Annotated in this window: 21 protein-coding genes; 15 read left to right on the top strand and 6 right to left on the bottom strand. The window is 58.9% G+C overall.

What is annotated here, in order from left to right:
* The first annotated feature begins 59 nt into the window (after positions 1-59).
* Together AC1RZR_RS37420 and AC1RZR_RS37415 are read left to right on the top strand one after the other, a co-directional pair.
* Entirely contained in the window at positions 60-1,046 is a 987-nt protein-coding gene (locus tag AC1RZR_RS37420; RefSeq protein WP_481829680.1) for a GlxA family transcriptional regulator, read from the top strand.
* Between the two features lie 260 nt (positions 1,047-1,306).
* On the top strand, positions 1,307-1,645 hold the full coding sequence (locus tag AC1RZR_RS37415; protein ID WP_481829679.1) for a helix-turn-helix domain-containing protein: 339 nt from the start codon (positions 1,307-1,309) through the stop codon (positions 1,643-1,645).
* 89 nt (positions 1,646-1,734) lie between these two features.
* On the opposite strand, the gene AC1RZR_RS37410 is transcribed toward AC1RZR_RS37415, so the two are convergent.
* The 3 genes from AC1RZR_RS37410 to AC1RZR_RS37400 all read right to left on the bottom strand — a co-directional run bounded on the left by AC1RZR_RS37410 (position 1,735) and on the right by AC1RZR_RS37400 (position 4,739).
* Positions 1,735-2,007, bottom strand: a complete 273-nt coding sequence (locus tag AC1RZR_RS37410) for an ATP-binding protein (RefSeq protein ID WP_481829678.1) — start codon at positions 2,005-2,007, stop codon at positions 1,735-1,737.
* Positions 2,008-2,110: 103 nt separating this feature from the next.
* Entirely contained in the window at positions 2,111-3,136 is a 1,026-nt protein-coding gene (locus tag AC1RZR_RS37405; protein ID WP_481829677.1) for an RcgR family putative quorum lactone hydrolase, read from the bottom strand.
* The gene (locus AC1RZR_RS37400; protein ID WP_481829901.1) at positions 3,126-4,739 is read right to left on the bottom strand and encodes an RcgA family putative transporter; all 1,614 of its coding nucleotides are present in this window, start codon (positions 4,737-4,739) and stop codon (positions 3,126-3,128) included. Before AC1RZR_RS37400 ends, AC1RZR_RS37405 begins: the two co-directional genes overlap by 11 nt.
* A gap of 339 nt (positions 4,740-5,078) precedes the next feature.
* Here AC1RZR_RS37400 and AC1RZR_RS37395 point away from each other — a divergent pair, with 339 nt between their 5' ends.
* Positions 5,079-5,423: a hypothetical protein gene (locus tag AC1RZR_RS37395; protein WP_481829676.1), complete on the top strand. Its 345-nt coding sequence runs from the start codon at positions 5,079-5,081 to the stop codon at positions 5,421-5,423.
* Here the strand turns inward: AC1RZR_RS37395 and AC1RZR_RS37390 are convergent.
* Genes AC1RZR_RS37390 through AC1RZR_RS37380 form a run of 3 tightly spaced genes read right to left on the bottom strand, consistent with a single transcriptional unit; the run spans position 5,420 to position 6,728 of the window.
* Complete coding sequence (locus tag AC1RZR_RS37390) at positions 5,420-5,584, bottom strand: hypothetical protein (RefSeq protein WP_481829675.1); 165 nt, start codon at positions 5,582-5,584, stop codon at positions 5,420-5,422. The genes AC1RZR_RS37395 and AC1RZR_RS37390 overlap by 4 nt on opposite strands.
* On the bottom strand, positions 5,581-6,129 hold the full coding sequence (locus AC1RZR_RS37385; RefSeq protein ID WP_481829674.1) for a thermonuclease family protein: 549 nt from the start codon (positions 6,127-6,129) through the stop codon (positions 5,581-5,583). The genes AC1RZR_RS37390 and AC1RZR_RS37385 overlap by 4 nt, the downstream gene beginning before the upstream one ends.
* A complete protein-coding gene (locus tag AC1RZR_RS37380; RefSeq protein ID WP_481829673.1) occupies positions 6,126-6,728 on the bottom strand; it encodes a hypothetical protein in 603 nt (200 codons plus the stop codon). Before AC1RZR_RS37380 ends, AC1RZR_RS37385 begins: the two co-directional genes overlap by 4 nt.
* A 276-nt stretch (positions 6,729-7,004) precedes the next feature.
* Here AC1RZR_RS37380 and AC1RZR_RS37375 point away from each other — a divergent pair, with 276 nt between their 5' ends.
* The 12 genes from AC1RZR_RS37375 (at position 7,005) to virB11 (ending at position 17,668) form a co-directional block, all read left to right on the top strand.
* On the top strand, positions 7,005-7,469 hold the full coding sequence (locus tag AC1RZR_RS37375) for a lytic transglycosylase domain-containing protein (protein ID WP_481829672.1): 465 nt from the start codon (positions 7,005-7,007) through the stop codon (positions 7,467-7,469).
* 12 nt (positions 7,470-7,481) lie between these two features.
* Positions 7,482-7,796: a TrbC/VirB2 family type IV secretion system protein gene (locus tag AC1RZR_RS37370; protein WP_023720448.1), complete on the top strand. Its 315-nt coding sequence runs from the start codon at positions 7,482-7,484 to the stop codon at positions 7,794-7,796.
* A 3-nt stretch (positions 7,797-7,799) separates the two neighbouring features.
* Entirely contained in the window at positions 7,800-8,093 is a 294-nt protein-coding gene (locus tag AC1RZR_RS37365; RefSeq protein WP_006339854.1) for a VirB3 family type IV secretion system protein, read from the top strand.
* Positions 8,090-10,492, top strand: coding sequence for a VirB4 family type IV secretion/conjugal transfer ATPase (locus AC1RZR_RS37360; protein ID WP_481829671.1), 2,403 nt, complete (start codon positions 8,090-8,092; stop codon positions 10,490-10,492). Before AC1RZR_RS37365 ends, AC1RZR_RS37360 begins: the two co-directional genes overlap by 4 nt.
* Positions 10,476-11,633, top strand: a complete 1,158-nt coding sequence (locus tag AC1RZR_RS37355) for a transglycosylase SLT domain-containing protein (RefSeq protein WP_481829670.1) — start codon at positions 10,476-10,478, stop codon at positions 11,631-11,633. The genes AC1RZR_RS37360 and AC1RZR_RS37355 overlap by 17 nt, the downstream gene beginning before the upstream one ends.
* Positions 11,634-11,642: 9 nt before the next feature.
* On the top strand, positions 11,643-12,194 hold the full coding sequence (locus AC1RZR_RS37350) for a type IV secretion system protein (RefSeq protein ID WP_481829669.1): 552 nt from the start codon (positions 11,643-11,645) through the stop codon (positions 12,192-12,194).
* Positions 12,195-12,203: 9 nt separating this feature from the next.
* Positions 12,204-12,377, top strand: a complete 174-nt coding sequence (locus tag AC1RZR_RS37345; protein WP_481829668.1) for a hypothetical protein — start codon at positions 12,204-12,206, stop codon at positions 12,375-12,377.
* Positions 12,378-12,559: 182 nt separating this feature from the next.
* The gene (locus AC1RZR_RS37340; RefSeq protein ID WP_481829667.1) at positions 12,560-13,603 is read left to right on the top strand and encodes a TrbL/VirB6 family protein; all 1,044 of its coding nucleotides are present in this window, start codon (positions 12,560-12,562) and stop codon (positions 13,601-13,603) included.
* Between the two features lie 66 nt (positions 13,604-13,669).
* Positions 13,670-14,389: a VirB8 family type IV secretion system protein gene (locus AC1RZR_RS37335; RefSeq protein ID WP_481829666.1), complete on the top strand. Its 720-nt coding sequence runs from the start codon at positions 13,670-13,672 to the stop codon at positions 14,387-14,389.
* Between the two features lie 8 nt (positions 14,390-14,397).
* Positions 14,398-15,183 (top strand): TrbG/VirB9 family P-type conjugative transfer protein, encoded by a 786-nt coding sequence (locus AC1RZR_RS37330; RefSeq protein ID WP_481829665.1) that lies wholly within the window; start codon positions 14,398-14,400, stop codon positions 15,181-15,183.
* Complete coding sequence (gene virB10, locus AC1RZR_RS37325; RefSeq protein ID WP_481829664.1) at positions 15,183-16,646, top strand: type IV secretion system protein VirB10; 1,464 nt, start codon at positions 15,183-15,185, stop codon at positions 16,644-16,646. The genes AC1RZR_RS37330 and virB10 overlap by 1 nt, the downstream gene beginning before the upstream one ends.
* Positions 16,643-17,668, top strand: a complete 1,026-nt coding sequence (virB11, locus tag AC1RZR_RS37320; RefSeq protein WP_481829663.1) for a P-type DNA transfer ATPase VirB11 — start codon at positions 16,643-16,645, stop codon at positions 17,666-17,668. Before virB10 ends, virB11 begins: the two co-directional genes overlap by 4 nt.
* Positions 17,669-17,672 lie beyond the last annotated feature (4 nt).

Below are 17,672 nucleotides of genomic sequence, written 5' to 3'. Positions count from 1 at the left end.
TATACCCGACGACCGAATTTCAGTTCCACGTATGGGACGGTTTATTGTATAGATCGGCCATGACGATTGAATCGGATATACAAACTCAGCAGTTCGGTTTTCTGCTGCTGCCGAATTTCGCGCTCATGTCCTACGCATCGGCGGCCGAACCCTTACGTGCCGCCAACCTTCTCGCGGGGCGCAGCCTCTATGTCATCAGGCAGCTTTCACAGGGTGGCCGGCCGGTGCAGAGTTCCGGCGGCATCGACATCGCCTGCGATGATATTTCGTCCGTTGGAACGGAATTCCATACAGTGTTCGTCTGCGCGGGCGGCGATCCCGGCAACTGGGCGGAAGCGGACAGGCTGTTCAGCACGTTGCGACGGCTGTCGCGCCTCGGCGTCCGTCTTGGCGCAATTTCGAGCGGCGCCTATCTTTTGGCTGCCGCCGGCCTGCTCGACAACAGAGACTTCACCATTCATTGGGAGCATGCCCCCATACTGCGCGAGGCCTATCCGGCTTTAGCGCTCCGGCAGGCCCGCTACGTGATCGACGGCGATCGCATCACCTGCGGCGGAGGCGTGGCTCCGCTCGACATGATGCATGCGCTGATCGCCGAACGCATGGGCGCGCATTTCGCGAACCGCGTCAGCGACTGGTACCTTCATACCGCGATTGCCGACCCTTCCGACCCTCAACGCGGTTCTGCGGCCGAGCGATTTGGCACCCACAATCCGATCCTGCTGGCCGCGCTTGAGAAGATGGAAGCGACGATCGAAAATCCGCTCGATCGCGAAGCAATGGCGCATTTCCTCTCGATCAGCTCCCGTCATTTGGATCGCCTATTTACCCAGCATCTGAACGCCGGCTTCCTGCAAACTTACCGGCGGATCCGGCTGGATCACGCGCGGCGGCTGATCGAACAGAGCCCGCTTGCGATTGCAGAAATTGCCTTCGCCACCGGGTTCTCCAGCACCGGACACTTTTCCCAGGCATTCAAGTCCCAATACGGCAGACCCCCTAGCTCGTTGCGATCTGCTCATCCCAAGGCGACCTTTGCGCTTTAGAACGCTCACGCCATGTCTGCTGTCGATTCTGGGACCGGCAATCCGACGACCGTCTCTGGCGTGGTCTAGGGGTCCCGATTGTGCAGAAGAAAGCGGACGAACGTGCGTATACAGGATTTGCAGACGGCATACTCATAAAAATTTGATATTATTGAATATTCCGTCCAGTCCATCATTGCCATGAGTCGCCGTGGAGCCGGTTGCCGAAACTGGCCTATCGAACCTACATTCAGACTGTGCGTTAGATAAACAATGTCACATTGACGACGCTGCAGATCATGGCAAACGGCTTGCAACTGTCTTTTGCAGCGCTGCTCGCCGGCGGCAAGAAAGTTCCGGAGTGGGCGCATCGGTTGGATGACAATGCGATCCGCAAGCGGCTGGTGCACGTCATCGATTTTGAGCGACAGCGACGTACCTTGCACCGCTATGAGATGGCCGAACTCATCGGCGTGGCAGAGGCGACATTCACGAAACTGGAACGCGCGAGCGGCAATATCAGCGTGGACACGATTGCGGCGATCGCCAAGGCGTTGAAACTTGATCCAGCGACCTTCCTCTTTTCCGAAAAGATCCCGCCTGGCGGAGCCGACATCTAGCCGCCTGAGGAGCGTTCCTAAAGGGCCTGTAATACGCCCCCAGCGGCTACCGCTCCCATGCCCCTGCTCGTCAGGCCCGGCGGCCGACTTTAGACTAGCACCCCCGCCGCGGCTGTCGGGCCGCTGCTGTCATCGTCGGCTGCTAGCCTGTTGCAGCGGCGGGGATGATAAGGGACTTTGACATGGACGACTGTGCCGGCGTCGGGAATTCTGCTGATGAAGAGCTTCCCCTTGAGGGTCGAAACCATATGAGAACAAGCCGTCAAACCTAGCCCGGTGTAATTGCCGGCGCGTGTAGAGTAGAAGGGTGTGGTGACCTTTTCGACAACTGCCGGTGTCACGCCTGCGCCGTTGTCGGCCAATTCCAGGGGTCGGTTCGGGTAGGGGGCGACCCAGATTCATCACTTTCGTGTCGTGATGCCCCACCAGAGAATTTGCTGGTGAACTGACCGGCCAACGCCAAACTCATGCTCGCCGGGCAGACTTGTCAGCACACGACAGAAAACGCTTCAAACTCAAACCGGCCAACAAAATGTATGGCGGCATGGCGAGCGAATAATGACCACAGTTTAATTCCAAAATATTTGGCCTAGCTCCGGCGTCCTTCAGCCTCTGCATGAACCTCTCCGATAGCTCTGGCAACACCACTTTGTCTCTCTTAGCCAACACAACGTGAAGATCGAGATCAGGCCGTGCCAAACTACGTGCGTAATTCTCCAAGTTAAGGGGATCCCAAGCCCTTCTGAGATCGGTCAGCTTAATCTCAGGCTCGAGACTAGCACGTATCAATCGTGTCGCGCGACCCGTCCAAACCATATCCGCTAGACTCCCCGCCGTCAGAAACAACGAGGCTTTCGACACAGCCGAGTCGTGCGCCGCGAGAAGGCCCGCAACCCAGGAGCCTAAGCTCATACCGAGAACCGAAATCTCTCGATAGCCTTCGATCTTCAACCAACGTATGAGTTTTCGCCCATCCAACACTGCTTGCCTTACAGATTGGATCGTTCGACCGAGACTAGGGCTAAGCATATAGTCGGCGTGCACGGAGCCGGGACGGCTGCGTTCGAAGTGATAAGGCATAGCAATCTCGACAACCGTGGTGCCACGCTGGGAGAAGAAGTTGGCAATCTGACGATTCCGGGAGCTTGCATTCCAATGGTGAAAAATCACCATCGCCTGATCGAACGACCCGCTTTCTGTGATTTTCGCCGAGACGACGTTGTTCTGTTCGACATCAGTAGAAATGTCCGACGGAAATTTGAGCCACCCATCTAGCCTTTCAAACCCCTGATCACTCAGATTCGGGGCATCGAAAAAGGCTGGATCAGCCACGGCCTGGTCCGCAACGGCACAGAATTCCTCGATACTTGTTATCTTCTTCGCACCTGGAAAGGCGAGTTCCGCGTCAAGGGCGAAATCCGATGGTTTCTTACCTTCCTCACCGCGTCGCGCCCGCCGCTCATCCCAACGATCAAGCCAACTATGATACACTCTGATTGTTTCCTAACTTACTCGCTTGCCCTCGCCCCAACCCTGGATCAAACAGGCCGTATATCGCGAACAGCACTCCAACGCCCAGAAGGATCGAAAAGCCAGCAAATGCATCGATCAGCAAGTAGCCAGCCACGAGTAACGCTACGATCGCTGACATCCTCCACAAAGACATACAAAACCGACATTCGACACCTAAACGGATGGAGCCGTACACAAATACCACACAGGTCGAAATAGCGATAAGAAGGCTGCTGTAGTGCGTCGGCCTACGGTAGATGATCCCGGCGCTCACATCATTGCGCCCATAAAAGGCGGAAGACATATCGCCGGCCAACCAAGACACAATATTCTCTCCACGCGATGTCAGGTAAGCACTCTGGAGCTTCATGACTATGGCGATCAAAAGTCCCAAAACAGTACACCGAAAAATCGCACGCATAACCCTGATGCTGGCTCCATGTAGCTCGTGTTGATAGTCCACCTCCGGCCGATTACCCGCTGCTTCTCCAATACTCCAAAGATCATGGATCACCGTATAAAGCAAAATCAGGCCTACGAAGAACAGATAAAAACAGAGGCACATATACAGGTAAGCGAGCCCCGTGAACACGATCGCTTCCGGCACCGATATAACCTCAGGGCGCACAATCGCTAACGAGCCCCAATCCGTCGCATAGTTGCCACCCCCTTTGAGCAACGGGATTAAAGACACGCCGATCCACTGAAGAAGACCGGCGAACACCACGCAAATCAAAAAAACCGCCCAATATGAATACGAAGAAGCTTGTACGGTGCGTGCCCAGGCATCGTCGCTTTCCATCTTGTCGCCCTGCGCCACAAGCTTTGGGCGGCCTTCATCTTTCCAAAAGGTCACCAGCTCGGTCACGAAGGCAAAAAACAGTGGCAAAAATACCATGAAGACGAATGTCCAATTCGCTGTCCAAAGAAACCCAACCTGCTTGACGACGCCATCCGCCCGGCCATACGTCACGCTGTGAATCCCCGTAAGATACGACAAAAACCCAAGAGCGGTGACACCCGCAAACACCGACGCCGGTAGATTCAGGGGAGATCCGCGACTAAAAAACGCCTCCGATTCCCTTGCCAAACTAAAGCGCCGCCTCGGCCCCTTGGGGTCAGTATCCAGTATCAGCTCTACCGGGGAGTCTGTCGCGTCATCGATGGTCGCAGTCACTGCCGTATCTGGAATCTCCTGCGCAACGCTGCTTCCGGCTCTCTTCCATTCTCGTCTCTTGGCCGATAACCGCGATTGCGCCTCACCTAGCTCCATCTGCCATTCGCTAGTTGCGACCGCATCATCGCATCCAAAAATCCTCGCCAGCCAACGAATGTTGGCAGTGCTAATTCCCTTCTCGTTCTCTTGAAACCAAAGCTGCACCGTTCGCAGATCGACCCCAACCCGGTTGGAATCAATCAGTGAAATCGCCTCTGCAAGGAGTTCGGGCGTCCATGGGCCAGCAGGAAACCCGTCTTTGTCCAACAGGCGACCCGCACCCGCCGCCGCCAGTCGTTTGAATAATTCTTTGAAATCACTCCCGTCTCTCGGCGGAGGGAGAAATAACTTTCCGTTCTTAAACAACAACTTATAGGCTCTATTTTCGTTCCGTTTCGCTAGGCTTCGTATCCTATCGTGCCTTCGTCCTCAATCAACGTTTTTATCAACTCGATTTTGGCCGGCACGGGAGACGATCGATGACTGGTGACCCGCCGGAGAGCCTGAACACGGTTGTTGCGGGGGAGATGTTTCGCAAACCGCCGGCCAAGGCACTGAGCTGCGCGGATCGGTCGCGACCGCATGAGCGAAAAGTAGGGGAAGCCAGGGCTTCGGGAGCCTGAGAAGCAGAGGGATGAACCCATCCCTATTTTTCTCGCCTCCCCAGGTATCATTTACGAATTGTCATGAGCGTGGAGCCAATCGATGCCCATTCAAGTGGTCTGTAACAACGGAGTGGTGGAAGAGGCCGACGGGGTCCCGAATCTGATCGCGGCGCATCGTCAAGCAGTCGCCATGGTTGAACTTCTCGGCAAGCGATGGATGGGGGCCGAAGGGCCGGACGCGACCCTGACCGGCCGGCGATTGGATTCGGTCATGGCGGAAGAGGTTATCGCGCGTCGGCGCGCGGCCGCTGCGCCGGTGGCCGATGTCGTTGAGATGAAAATGAAGGCAGCTTATTTCTGTCGGCTGGTGGGGAACGACTGGTGCGAGATTGACGTCGACGATTTGCGCGCGTTGCTCGGTTCTTTCGCGAAACTACAGGCCTAGGAGAAGAGCGCTGAAATCCATGAGACCACGGTATTCCAGGCCGCATAGAGCCCCGCAGGCACCAATATGATCGCCAAGAATGCAGCGGCTCCGCCAATAGCGCCGTCACCGCGTCCTTCCACGGGATAGTAATATTTGTGAGCCTCATCGTCGTGCTTCATTGTTGTCTCTCCGGCCGCTTGTTTAGCAGCAACTGCACAGGATGCTGAAACGTCGTGCCCCACAAACCTGCACGTTTCATCTTAGCGTTGATTTCCGCGATGAGGTAGTTCTCATTGACGGCTTTGCCCTTTGCGGTCGTTGCGGCGAACGCGTATCCGGTCGCGATGAGCGCGGTGCCGACGTCGATTGTGTCGCCATTCAGCTGCGCACCGCAGACGACAAAGGCCGCCTTGTCGAGGGCGTAGCCGATTGGTTGGCATGTCACCGCCGCGCTATCGAACAGGGCGGCCAGGTGCGCCAGCGAGATGTTCCCGCAATCGAGTTTGTTCCCATTTGGCTGTTCAGCCGACGTGCCCCGAAGACATGACTGCACACCATAGAGGCGGAAAAGGTGGTCGCCGTCACGCCAGGTATCTCCGGTCAGCAGTTGAGCCGATTTCGATACCGCGAAGGGCGTTGGCGCGGCAGATTCGGATGCAACCTGGGCCTGTGCCGATGCGCACAAACCAAAAGCGGCCAGCACTGCAAAGCTCGCCTGTTTCATTCCTGGAACTGTCCACCGAGGTCGGCGGAGTGCTCCAGATCGGGGCGCAGCGACTTGCCGTCCTTGTTGCGTCCGATTGCGGCCATGTCGAAGAAAACCATTTCGTCATCGTCGTAGGCGACATTGTACGGGTCGTTCGTATTGCCCGCACCCACGAGAGAAAAACACGACACGGCGTCTGGTTCCCCCTTCCCGCTCCGCAGCACAAGCGTTTTGCAAAGCACGACAGAAGCACGACGGTTGTAGATTCCTTCTTCATAGTCCTGCGCGGCCTTCGTGCAGTCCCACTCCTGCGTCTTGTAGGTAATCTTTGGTTTTGGGCAGGCCGCGAGGCCGCGCAGTCGATAGGCCACGCCGTTGATGACGCGCTCGGTCGCCGACGGCACCTTAACCGGCGAACTGAGGGTCGCCGCGTCGCGCTGAAAGAGCGCGCCTTTCGCATCGTAGCGCTCATAGACGAACACCTTCTCGCCCGGCTTGGCAAACTGAAGCAAGTATCGCTCCGAAGGCTGCGCGAAGGCATTTGGGGCGTCGGCGCCGGCGGCATAGGCGACGGTGCCCTGGAGCAGCAAAGCCGAGCAAAGGGCAATCTGTTTCATCGAAATCCGTCCCTGCGGTGCATATGGTGTTGACACTTTACTAGGGCTGCGTGTAGCCATAGTAAAGTGTTAAATTTTGGCGACAGTATGAACACTCGAACAGCTCTTCTGCTCACTCTGTGTGCCGCTACAATGCCCTTGGAAGCGCACGCCCGGGATCTAGCATCAGACCGCGTCGCAGTCGCCTTTGCAACGCCGGGGCAAGCCCTACCCTCAGTCGGGCCGCAGAGGCCTGGGGCTTGCAAGACCGGAAACCGTACTGAAGTCGCCGAACTTGTGCGTTCTATCGCGCAGGACGAAGGGTTCGACGGCGATCTAGCCGAGGCGATCGCATGGGCTGAAAGCGATCTCGGCGCCAATCAGGGTCCTTCCAAGGCCGGAGCCCTTGGGATCATGCAGTTGATGCCGGGGACGGCGGCCGATCTCGGCGTGAGCGACCGTTGCGATACGCAGGCGAATGTTCGGGCTGGCCTGCGCTATCTGAAGTCACTCTATGACGAGTTCCAGGATCCGCTGCTGATGCTGGCGGCATATAACGCCGGGCCCAACAGCGTCTACAAGGCGCAGGGCATTCCGGTGAATCCGGAGACCGCAGAATACATCGTGAAAATCCTCAACCGCTGGAAGTTCGGCGGTGTCGCGAAGAAGCCCGTCCTGACCAAATCCGAAATGCTCGCGGCCGCTCCGCCAGCAAGCGAGGACGCTTGGCAGGAGGGTCATGTCATGGATTTCGGCAACTGAAAGGAGCCAAGGGTGGAATACAGGAAAGCAGGCAAATTTGCTCTGAAACTGGCCTTGGCCTCGGCGGTCGGAATAGCTCTGGCGCCAGCCACCGCATACGCCCAATCGGCGGCCCCAGTCGAAAACGTGCTGGAATGGTTCGTCGGCGTTCTGCAGGGCAACATAGCGCGCTCATTTGCCATCATCGCGGTCTGTTTTCTCGGCTTCCTCGCCATGACGGGGCGGCTGGCGTGGATGATGGCTTTTTCCATCATCATTGGCATCGCTCTTATCTTCGGCGCTGCCCAGCTGGTGGACGCGGTTCGCGCGACGGCAGGAGGCAGCTGAGCCATGGACGACGAGGAAGTCTATGTCGAGCCGGTCAGCCTGCCCCTAACACGCCCCCCGATGAAATGGGGGGTGCGCTATGAGGTTTTTGCACTGAATGGCATCCTGGCGGTGATCGGCTTTATCGCCACGAGCAGCTTCATGCTCGGTCTTGGCGTGTTCGGCGTGGTGCATCTGGTCAGCGCATATCTGTGCCAGCGCGATCCCTACATCTTTCATATTTTCGAGCGGCGCGTCTCCAAACGCGGAGCGGTGGCGAATCTCACTTTCTGGGGGGCGAGGAGCTATTCGCCATGAGCCTCGATGCAGAGCTGAAGTTTGGCCGTGAGCGCCGCCGCGAAAAGCCGGCTGCGATGCACATCCCCTACCTTCGCCATGTCGATGACAATCTGATCGTGACGAAGAGCGGCTTTCTGGTCGGCGCCATCCGGCTCAGCGGCCTGCCATTCCAGACGATGGACCAGGCCGAATTGAACAGCCGACTGTTCAACCGCAACACTACCTTCCGCAACCTGTCGACCTCTCGCTTTGCGGTCTACACAACGATCATCCGCCGTCACGTGACCCCGGAAATCGAAGGCGACTTTGACAATCCTTTCGTGGCCGAGCTCGACGCCCGCTACATGGACGAGCTTGGCTCGAAAAACCTCTTCGTCAACGAGGCGTATCTGACGGTCATACGGCGCCCGATGGTCGGCCGGGTCGGCTGGGTGGACAAGGCGCTCAATGCATTCCGTATCAGCACCGCTGGCGAAGAAACCCGCGAAGAGGCAATAGCCGAACTGCATGACATCGTTGACGGCATGGTCAAGGATTTCACGGCTTATGGTGCGCGTCTTCTCGGCGTCGTGAAGCGCCGCGACAGCTTCTTTTCCGAGCCGGCGGAATTTCTGGCGAAAATCCTCGCCGGTGGTGGCGACGTGGAAATGCCTTTGCCGCGCATGTCCCTTGGCGATGTGCTGGCGACGCGGCAGCTGTTTTTCGGCAAGTCGGCGCTGGAACTTCGCGGTCCGGACCAAGCCAAGCTCGGCGCCATGATGTCAATCAAGGAATATCCGCCGTTCACCGCGCCGGGCTCTTTGGACGGTCTGTTGCGACTGCCGCATGAGTTCGTCCTGACGCAAAGTTTCGCGATCGAAGACCGTGTCACGGCGATGCGCAGGATCAACACCATCGCCAACCAGGTCGAGGGTTCCGACGAGGCGGGCACGACGGTCGAGGTCTCCGTCCACGACGGTGCCGACAAGCTGGCCGGCGGCGAAGTCGTATTCGGACAACATCACATGAGCGTCATGGCCTTGGCGCCGGACATGAGCGGGCTCAACCGTGCGCTATCCGACATCACAGCCGAACTTTCGCGCATGTCGATCGTGCCGGTCCGCGAGACACTCAACACGGAACTGGCCTTCTGGGCGCAGTTGCCGGGAAATTTCAGCTACATCGCGCGACGTGCGTTGATCTCGTCGCTGAATTTCGCCGGCCTTTTCTCAGGACACAACTTTCCGTCCGGCCAACGTGAGCGGCTGCATTGGAAACGGCCCATCGCTTTGCTCGAAACAACCAGCCAGACGGCCTACTATTTCAATTTCCACGTTCACGATGTCGGGCACTTCACGGTGTTCGGCCCGACCGGCTCGGGCAAGACCGTGGTGCTGTCGTTCCTGATGGCGCAGGCCATGCGCATCATGCCGCGGCCGCGATGTGTCTATTTCGACTACATGCGCGGGGCCGAGATCTTCGTTCGGGCGCTCGGCGGTCGCTACGAGGTGATGGAACCCTCTCAGCCGACCGGGTTCGCGCCATTGCAGCTCGAGGACACGGCAGAAAACCGTTCTTTCCTGGAAGATCTGCTCCTCTACATTCTGACGCCGGAAGGCGGTGCGCTTGATGTGGCGGAGATGCGCGTCATCAATGCCGCCGTCGACATGATCTACAAGATCCCTCGCGAACAGCGGACCTTCGACCTGTTGCCCGAAGTGCTGCGAGGCTCGCTGATGCCTGGCATGAATGATCTGGCGGCGCGTATACAACCTTGGCTCGACCCGAAGGACAAGGGCTGGCTTTTCAACAATCCCGTCGATCTGGTCGATTTCTCGAAACCCGTTGTCGGGTTCGACATGACGAAGATCCTGGGCGACCGAAAGCTGCGCTCGGCGGCGTTGCTCTACATCTTCCAGCGTCTCGAGGACGTCATCGATGGCTCGCCGATCATGCTCTTCCTCGATGAAGGCTGGAAGCTGCTGGACGACGAGGTTTTTGCTGCTTTCATCAATGAGACGCTGAAGACCATTCGACGCCGCAACGGCGTGGTCGGCTTTGGCACGCAGACAGCGGAAGACGTCGTCAGCTCCTCCATCTCGTCGTCCCTGATCGAGCAAACGAAGACCAACATTTTCTTCCCCAACCCCAAGGCGAGCAAGGAGTCCTACATGGAGCGCTTCTCGCTGACAGCGAAAGAATTCGAATTCGTGCGCCGAACCGCGAAGGAAACACGCACCTTCCTCGTCAAGCACGACAGCGACTCCATCGTCGCGAAGCTCGATTTGTCGGCAATGCCCGATCTCATCAAGGTCCTGTCCTCGAACGAAGCCAACAGCAAGGAATGCGCACGGCTCCGGGAAACCTTCGGCGACGAGCCGGAGATGTGGTTGCCGTACTTCTGCGGATGGGAGCACGAGCATGACGAAGCGGCTTAGCAGCTTTTGTCTGGCCGTGGCTCTCGCGACAGCGGCAAGCATGACCGTGGCTGTCGCTCAGATCGCGGTCATCGACGGGCCGAACCTCGACAAGCGGCAAGAGGACGAGCAGCACAGCACGAAGTCAGATGAGTCTAAGAAGGACGAAACCGACAGGAAGAAAAGCGTCGTCTGCACCTATTCGAACAAATACCGCTCGCAGATGTTTCGCCGGTCACCTGCCGAAGCGTTGCAGCGCGACGCGGGCAACGTGAAGATGATCCGCTACTATGCGCAAAAATATGGCGTGCCCGAAGGCCTGGCGCTGTCCGTTGCCTATCAGGAATCGCGCTTTGACACATGCGCCGGGAGCCACACCGGCGTCAAAGGCGTGATGCAACTGACCAAGGGCACCGGCAAGTCCATGGGACTTGACCGCGACGTGAACGAGCAGAACGTCGAAGGCGGTGTCAAATATCTCGGAATGGGCGTGAAGCAATGCGGGGCGACGAATTACAGCTGTCTCGCCTCCTTCTACAACGGATCGAATGCTGCCGAGCAGAGAGGGTGGGCCGGCGGCGTCGGCCGCTGGAACAGCTACTTCAACGACTATGTATCGAGCGGCAAGGCTCCGGCCGCCGCGCCGCCACCATTCTCGATCGTCACCGCCGACGGCCCGGGCGGCACGGCTCAGGAAGCGGCCGTGGGCACGGTGAGGAAGGCGGCTGGCGGCCTTGATGCAAGCTCATCGCAGATGGGCGCCAACAATGCTGCAATCGACGCGCTGGCGGGCAACGTTGGCCAGGTTACCGAATACAAGGATGCGTGGGAGCTGAACTCGTCGGCTCGTGGGATCAACGCTGGCGTGACCAACCAGTACCTCGGCCAAGCGGGCGACTTCACGGCGTTGCTGGCCCAACTTCTATCACTTCAGAACGTTCAGGCATCGCAGTCGTCCAAGCTGGTGCAACAGCCGAACAGCGGCTCTCCAAACCCGTTCTCTTGTGATCCCGCCGAACTGGAGCGGTTGAAGATCGATCGCGGCCGTTGGCTGCCATGCGCGGTTGAGAACGCGGCGGCAAGCTCGGCCGACAGCCGCTCGCTAATCATCACCAGTGATCCTGCCGGCGCTGCCAGCGTGATCGATTCCCTACAGCAATAGGAGGCTGACATGAAGAAAATCGCGATTGCTGCCGGCATGGCGCTTTGGACGAGTGCTGCCCTTGCACAAATTGCCGTCATCGATGGCGCCAATCTCGATGTCGCCCGCAAGAATGCGGAGAACACCAACTCCATCATGGATTCCAACAAGGATATTTTGAAAAAGAGCCAGGAGATCCTGCAGGCTCTTAGCGGCAGTCGTGATGGTTCGCTCGGCATCGGACAAATGGGCCTCGGCGGCAATATGTCGATTGCCCAGGCGCCGTCCTTCGGATCGATCCTGAACGGCGGCGCGCTTTCGTTTGGTGGCCTGTCGCCCGAAATCCAGAAAATCGCCGGCGCCGTCATCAATGGGCTGCAGCTGGTGAAACAACTCCAGCAGATTGCCGGCAAGGAGACAAGCGCCGTCAACACAGCCTATGGCGGCAGCGTCAATGTGGCCTCGCTGCTAAGCGCGCTGACTTCGCAGGCCTCGCAGGGCGTCACCCAGCGCCAACAGTCTCTGCAATCCGCGAGTGGGCAGATCGGGCAGTCGCAGGACGTCAAGGGATCGGTGGACTAGAACACCCGAATGCAGCTGGAAAACGCGCGCGCCGTCAACGAACTGATCGGCGTCCAGAATGGCGCGGTCGCGGCCCTGAATGAGAAGCTGAAGGGAGATCTTCTTCGTCAGAGCCAGGTGCAGAAGATGATGACGCCGCGCGACGTCAATCCGTTCGCGGAATTTGGCAAGAGCGGAGGCTAGCGCTTGTCGAGGCGGGCGTTGCGCATATGCGCTGTGATTGGGCTCGGCGCAGTGCTGTTTGGATGCGCAAATCGCGAACGGAAAGCGCCGTGCGGGCCTTTGGCGTATGTCCACACCGACGAATGCGGCGCGCTAAAACCGGTCAATTCAACGCCGTTCGCCAGCATCATTGACGAGGATCCATGAACGGTCTCGCCGCAAGCATTCTGGGTGGCATTGACAACATTGGTGAGGACTTCGTCCGCACCGTCTATATGCAGTTGGGCAATGCGATGGGCAACGTCTTCACCCTCATGCTGACCCTCTATATCGTGTGGTGGGGCTATTCGATCCTGAGCGGGCGGGAGTCGATTTCGCCACTCGAAGCGGCCTATCGCCTGGGCCGAGCCGTCATCATCTATCTGCTGCTGACCGGATGGGGCACATTTTCGTCAACGATCTACCAGCTTGTCCAAAGCATTCCAGATGAGGTCGGCAAGGTGATCGTCGGCGCCGTGTCGCGGGCCACCGGCAATCAGCTCAACGACCAGGCGGCAATTCCAGCACTTATCGACAATCTCTACCAAGGGGCCCAGGACGTCGCCAATCAGGTCTATAGCGGATCCTTCTACGACATTTTTGGCGCGCTCTTGTCGCTGCTCGTCCTGCTGTCGGCCATCATCTTCGCAGCGCTGGCCATTGCCGCGATCATCGCCGCCAAGGTGATGTTGTTCATCACGCTCGCTCTGGCGCCGATATGGATCATTCTTTGGCTTTACCGCTGGTCCTCGCGCATGAGCGAAGGCTTCCTATCGCTGACAACCTTTCTGATGATCCAACAAGTCCTGATCTACGGCTTTCTCGGTTTCTACTTTTCGCTCGTCAATGCCGCGCTGAACACCGCCACATCAGGTGGAGCGACCATGGACAGCAAGATGTCGCTGGTGCTGCCCTTGGTGCTGGTGACGATCATCGGGATCTACGTTCTCATGCAGATACCCTCGATTGCTTCGATCCTGAATGGCGGCGGGTATCTCAGCACCGTGGGCGCATACAACCCTTATAGAAACTTCGGCAGAAACGCCCTGCGCTACTCCGGTGCCCGATGGGCCGCCGGCCGCGCCGCTCGGGGCGCCCGGCAGCTCGCGGCGAGCAGCTTCCGATCCCCGCGAGCAGCAAGGGCGGACGACGCAGCTCGGTCCGCCATCCAGCAAGGTGCGCGCGATAACGCCAGGCCTCTGGCCTAGAACACACGAACGATCATCGATCGCGGCCCTGGATCAGGATGCGTCACTCAAACGAGGCAATAGTAAGTGTCAACTCCATCGGAAACGGCTGCTAACAGCAGCAGCGAGCTCGTCGACAGACGCTATTACAGGGCGGGCGCGACCTGGGAAGACGACACGCACAGGTCAATGCGGCGATCGCGTACATTGGCCTGGATCGTCAGCGGCGTTTCCGGACTGGTGGCGGTGCTGTCGCTGCTGGCGCTCGTGCTGATCCTTCCGCTCCGGCAGTTCGAACCCTACGTTGTCGAGGTCGACAAATCGACGGGCTATCTCGAGATCATGCGCGCGCTAAAGCCTGGAGATTTGTCGCAGAACGAGGCCGTCACGGCGGCCAATCTGGTGCGCTACATCAGGGCCCGCGAAACCTACGATTCCCGTGAACTGAAACAGAATTACGATTTGGCGCAGCTCTACTCCACCGACGCGGCGTCCAAGGATTTGACATGGCTTTTCACGCCTGCAAATCCGCAGTCGCTCGACAAGATCTATGGCCGCAATGCCACCGTGGCGGTCGAGATTAAGTCGGTTTCCCTGCTCAATCGCAACACGGCCTCGGTGCGCTTTGCCACGACGACGCGTCGGGATAATTCGTCCACGGCCGACAATTGGGTGGCGGTGATAAAATTCCGCTACACCTCCACGCCGCTCAAGAACGAATGGCGTTTCGACAACCCGTTGGGATTTCAGGTTACGGATTACCGGCGCGACCAGGAATCGGCGCCGGCCGCGGGCAGCCTGCAATGAGACGGTGCGTGAAGCTAGCGCTGTGTGCCGCCCTTCTCTTCTGCGCAACCCACAGCGCGACGGCGCGCGATGGCCGCATCCGATATGTCACCTTCAACAATGACGACGTGACGTCGGTGCGCGCCGCTCTTGGCATTTCAACCATGGTCGAACTCAGTCCGACCGAAGTCATCGAAACTGTCTCCGCCGGCGACACTAAAGGCTGGTCAATCATCCCCAAGCGCGGATCGCGGTTCCTCTTCGTCAAGCCGCTGGAGCGCGATGCATGGACCAACGTCAACGTGGTCACCAACCGGCGCGTCTATTCCCTGCTGCTGCAGGCGACTGACAATAGCCGTGACCGAGCATCCTTCCAGGTCCGGTTCAAATACCCGGACGAGGATATCAATGCGCGCCTGCTTTCCCAGGCCAAGGAGAGCGCCGCGGATCCGGATTTGAAGGAGTTGAATTATGCCGACCTCAACTATGACTATGCCTACAAGGGCGACGACAGCATGAAGCCGCGCACCGTGTTCGACGACGGCACCAAGGTGTTTCTGGAGTTCAGGGGCGACATTCCGGCGATTTTCGTGGTCGACGACAAGCGCCATGAGTCGCTGGTCAACGTTCGCACTCAGGGCAAATACACCGTCATCGACAAGGTAGCACGGCAATTCACCTTACGGGCCGATGGCAAGACGCTTTGCCTGTACAACCGGGCTCGACCCAACGCTATCGATCCGGTCGAGCAGGTCTACGGTCCAACGAAACTGACACGCGGTTCTACCCTGTTCTGGTCCAGCGGGGGGCGATGATGACACAGATCGACTATAACCAACTGGACGGCAGCCCGACGGTCGCGCGCCGTGGTGCGGGTGTGGGTACCAAAATCGCCCTGGTCGGCCTCGGCGTGGTGCTCGTAGGCGCGTTGATATGGCTGAATTGGCCTCGAGAGCCGGTATCGCGCGATCTTCGCAGCGATGGCGAGGAAAACTTCAACCCGCCGGAGTTTCGCCCGCCGGCGTTGAACGAGCCGCCTCAACCTGCCGACGGCACGATCGACCAGATCGTGGTGCCGCCACCGGCTGAGGACCAGAAGGGCACGCAACAAGCCGACAACGTCGATCAGACCGTGCAGGAGGGCGCGGACCTTGATGCGCAGCGCCGCGCGCTGGAGGCACAAATGGCGGCCGAGGAAGCTCGCCGCAAGGCCGAGGAGGAAGAAGCCCGCCGCAAGGCCGCGGCTGAGGACGAGGCTCGCCGCAAGGCTGAGGCCGCCGAGCATGAAAAAGCCGTGTGGGAACGGCTGCGCTCGAACCAGATGGTGACGAATGGTGAAACCGGCTCGACGGACGCCGGCGCCCAGGCGGCACAGGTCGAAATCGCGCCCGACGGTCAGATCATCCCGGTCCCCGGCGCCGACAGTGATCCCAACAAGGTGTTCCTGGCGCAGTCCGAGGCAAGTTCTTCCGGCATCGTCAAGGCCAGGGTCTTCCGGCGTACCGACGCGTTGATCCCTGAAGGAACGATCCTTCGCGGCTATTTGGAAACCGCTGTTAACACCGACCTTCCCGGCGCGGTGCGTGCTGTCGTGCGTGAGGACGTGTTTTCGCTCGACGGCAGGCGGATCCTCATTCCGAAGGGGTCGCGCCTGACCGGAGAATATCGTTCAGGGCTCGCGCGCGGTCAAAAGCGTGTGTTCATCGTCTGGAACAGGGTCATTCGCTCGGACGGCATTTCCGTTGATATCAAGTCGCCTGGTGCAGACGCGCTCGGCCGCGGTGGCATGGGCGGCCGTGTCGACACGCACTGGGTTGAAAGGTACGGGAACGCCATCATGCTTTCCGTTGTTGGCGGTGTCTCCGAATATCTGTCCTCGCTTGGCGACAGCAGCCAGGATGGACAACAGCGCCAGGTGTCGACGATCGATCCCGTAACCGGTGAGACCACGACCGTAACTTATGGTGGCAATGGCTCGCAGCGCGACGCCCGGGGCATCGCGTTCGATAAGTCATCGACCGCCCTGCAGCAACTCGCGCAAGAGGCGTTTCGCGACACGCAGAACATTGGCCCGACAGTCTATGTCGACCAGGGCACATCGGTTGTCGTGCTGGTGCGGCGAGATCTCGATTTCTCGGATTTGTACGCCGATCCCGTTCAGGAAGAAGTTGCACGAATGAAGGCAGGTGGGCGGCCGAAGACCGCGATCGATCCGACGCCTCTTTACGCGACGCCAAAGGATCATTTTAATCCCGGCTATGGGAGGCCGGTGAAATGAACGCCGTGCATCCCCTCCCCGACCCTTGGGCAAGAGCCCCGGTGCTGCGCGCTCATCTGGAGCCAATATGGTCGTATTTGAACGAAGACTCGGTTTCCGAGATTGCGATCAACAGGCCAGGTGAATTGTTCATCGAACGCCTCGGCGCTAAGGAAATGGAGCACGTCGTCCAGCGCGAGGTCACGCCTGGCTGGATTAGGCATATCTCGACGGGCGTCGCCTCGGCGACAAATCAGGTCATCAACGAAGAAAAGCCGGTCCTGTCGGCTGCCCTACCCTCAGGTGAGCGCATCCAATGCATCTTGCCGCCCGCGGCTCCCGAAGGCGGGGCGATCTCTATCCGCAAGCAGGTCATCATGGATATGAGCCTTGATGCCTACAAGGATCTCGGCGCCTTCGAGAACACGGCGATGGGCGCCGGCTTGGCGCTTTCAACCGAAGAAAAGCGACTTGTCGAGATGTTGCAGGACACGTCGCCGATGGAGTTCCTGCAGTATGCAGTGCGCAACCGCGTCTCGATCGTCGTTTCCGGCGGCACGTCGACCGGCAAGACGACGTTCTTGAATGCACTCCTGAAGGAGATCCCGCCTCATGAACGGATCATCACGATCGAAGACACCCGCGAACTGAGGCTGCCGGCTCCCAACAACGTCACGCTGATAGCCTCGAAGGGCGACCAGGGCCTTGCCAAAGTCTCCGCGCAACAGCTTCTCGAAGCCTCGCTTCGCATGCGACCCGACCGTTTGTTGTTGGGCGAGTTACGCGGCGCCGAAACCTTCGCGTTCCTCCAGGCGATCAACACCGGCCATCCTGGTTCGCTCACCACCGTTCATGCCAATTCCGCCCGCTCCGCCTACGAGCGGCTGGCGCTCATGGTCATGCAGGGCAGCTCGGGCCTCTCACGGAGCGAAATCCTCGACTACCTGCGCGAGGTCATTCCGGTGGTCGTCCAGATGGTCCGTACCGAAGGCGGCCGGCGCGGCATCAGCGAGATCAAGTTCACCAAGGCGGAGACAATCTAACGGG

Source organism: Mesorhizobium bavaricum (genome assembly GCF_056781655.1).
This window is presented reverse-complemented; position numbering and strand designations above follow the sequence as displayed.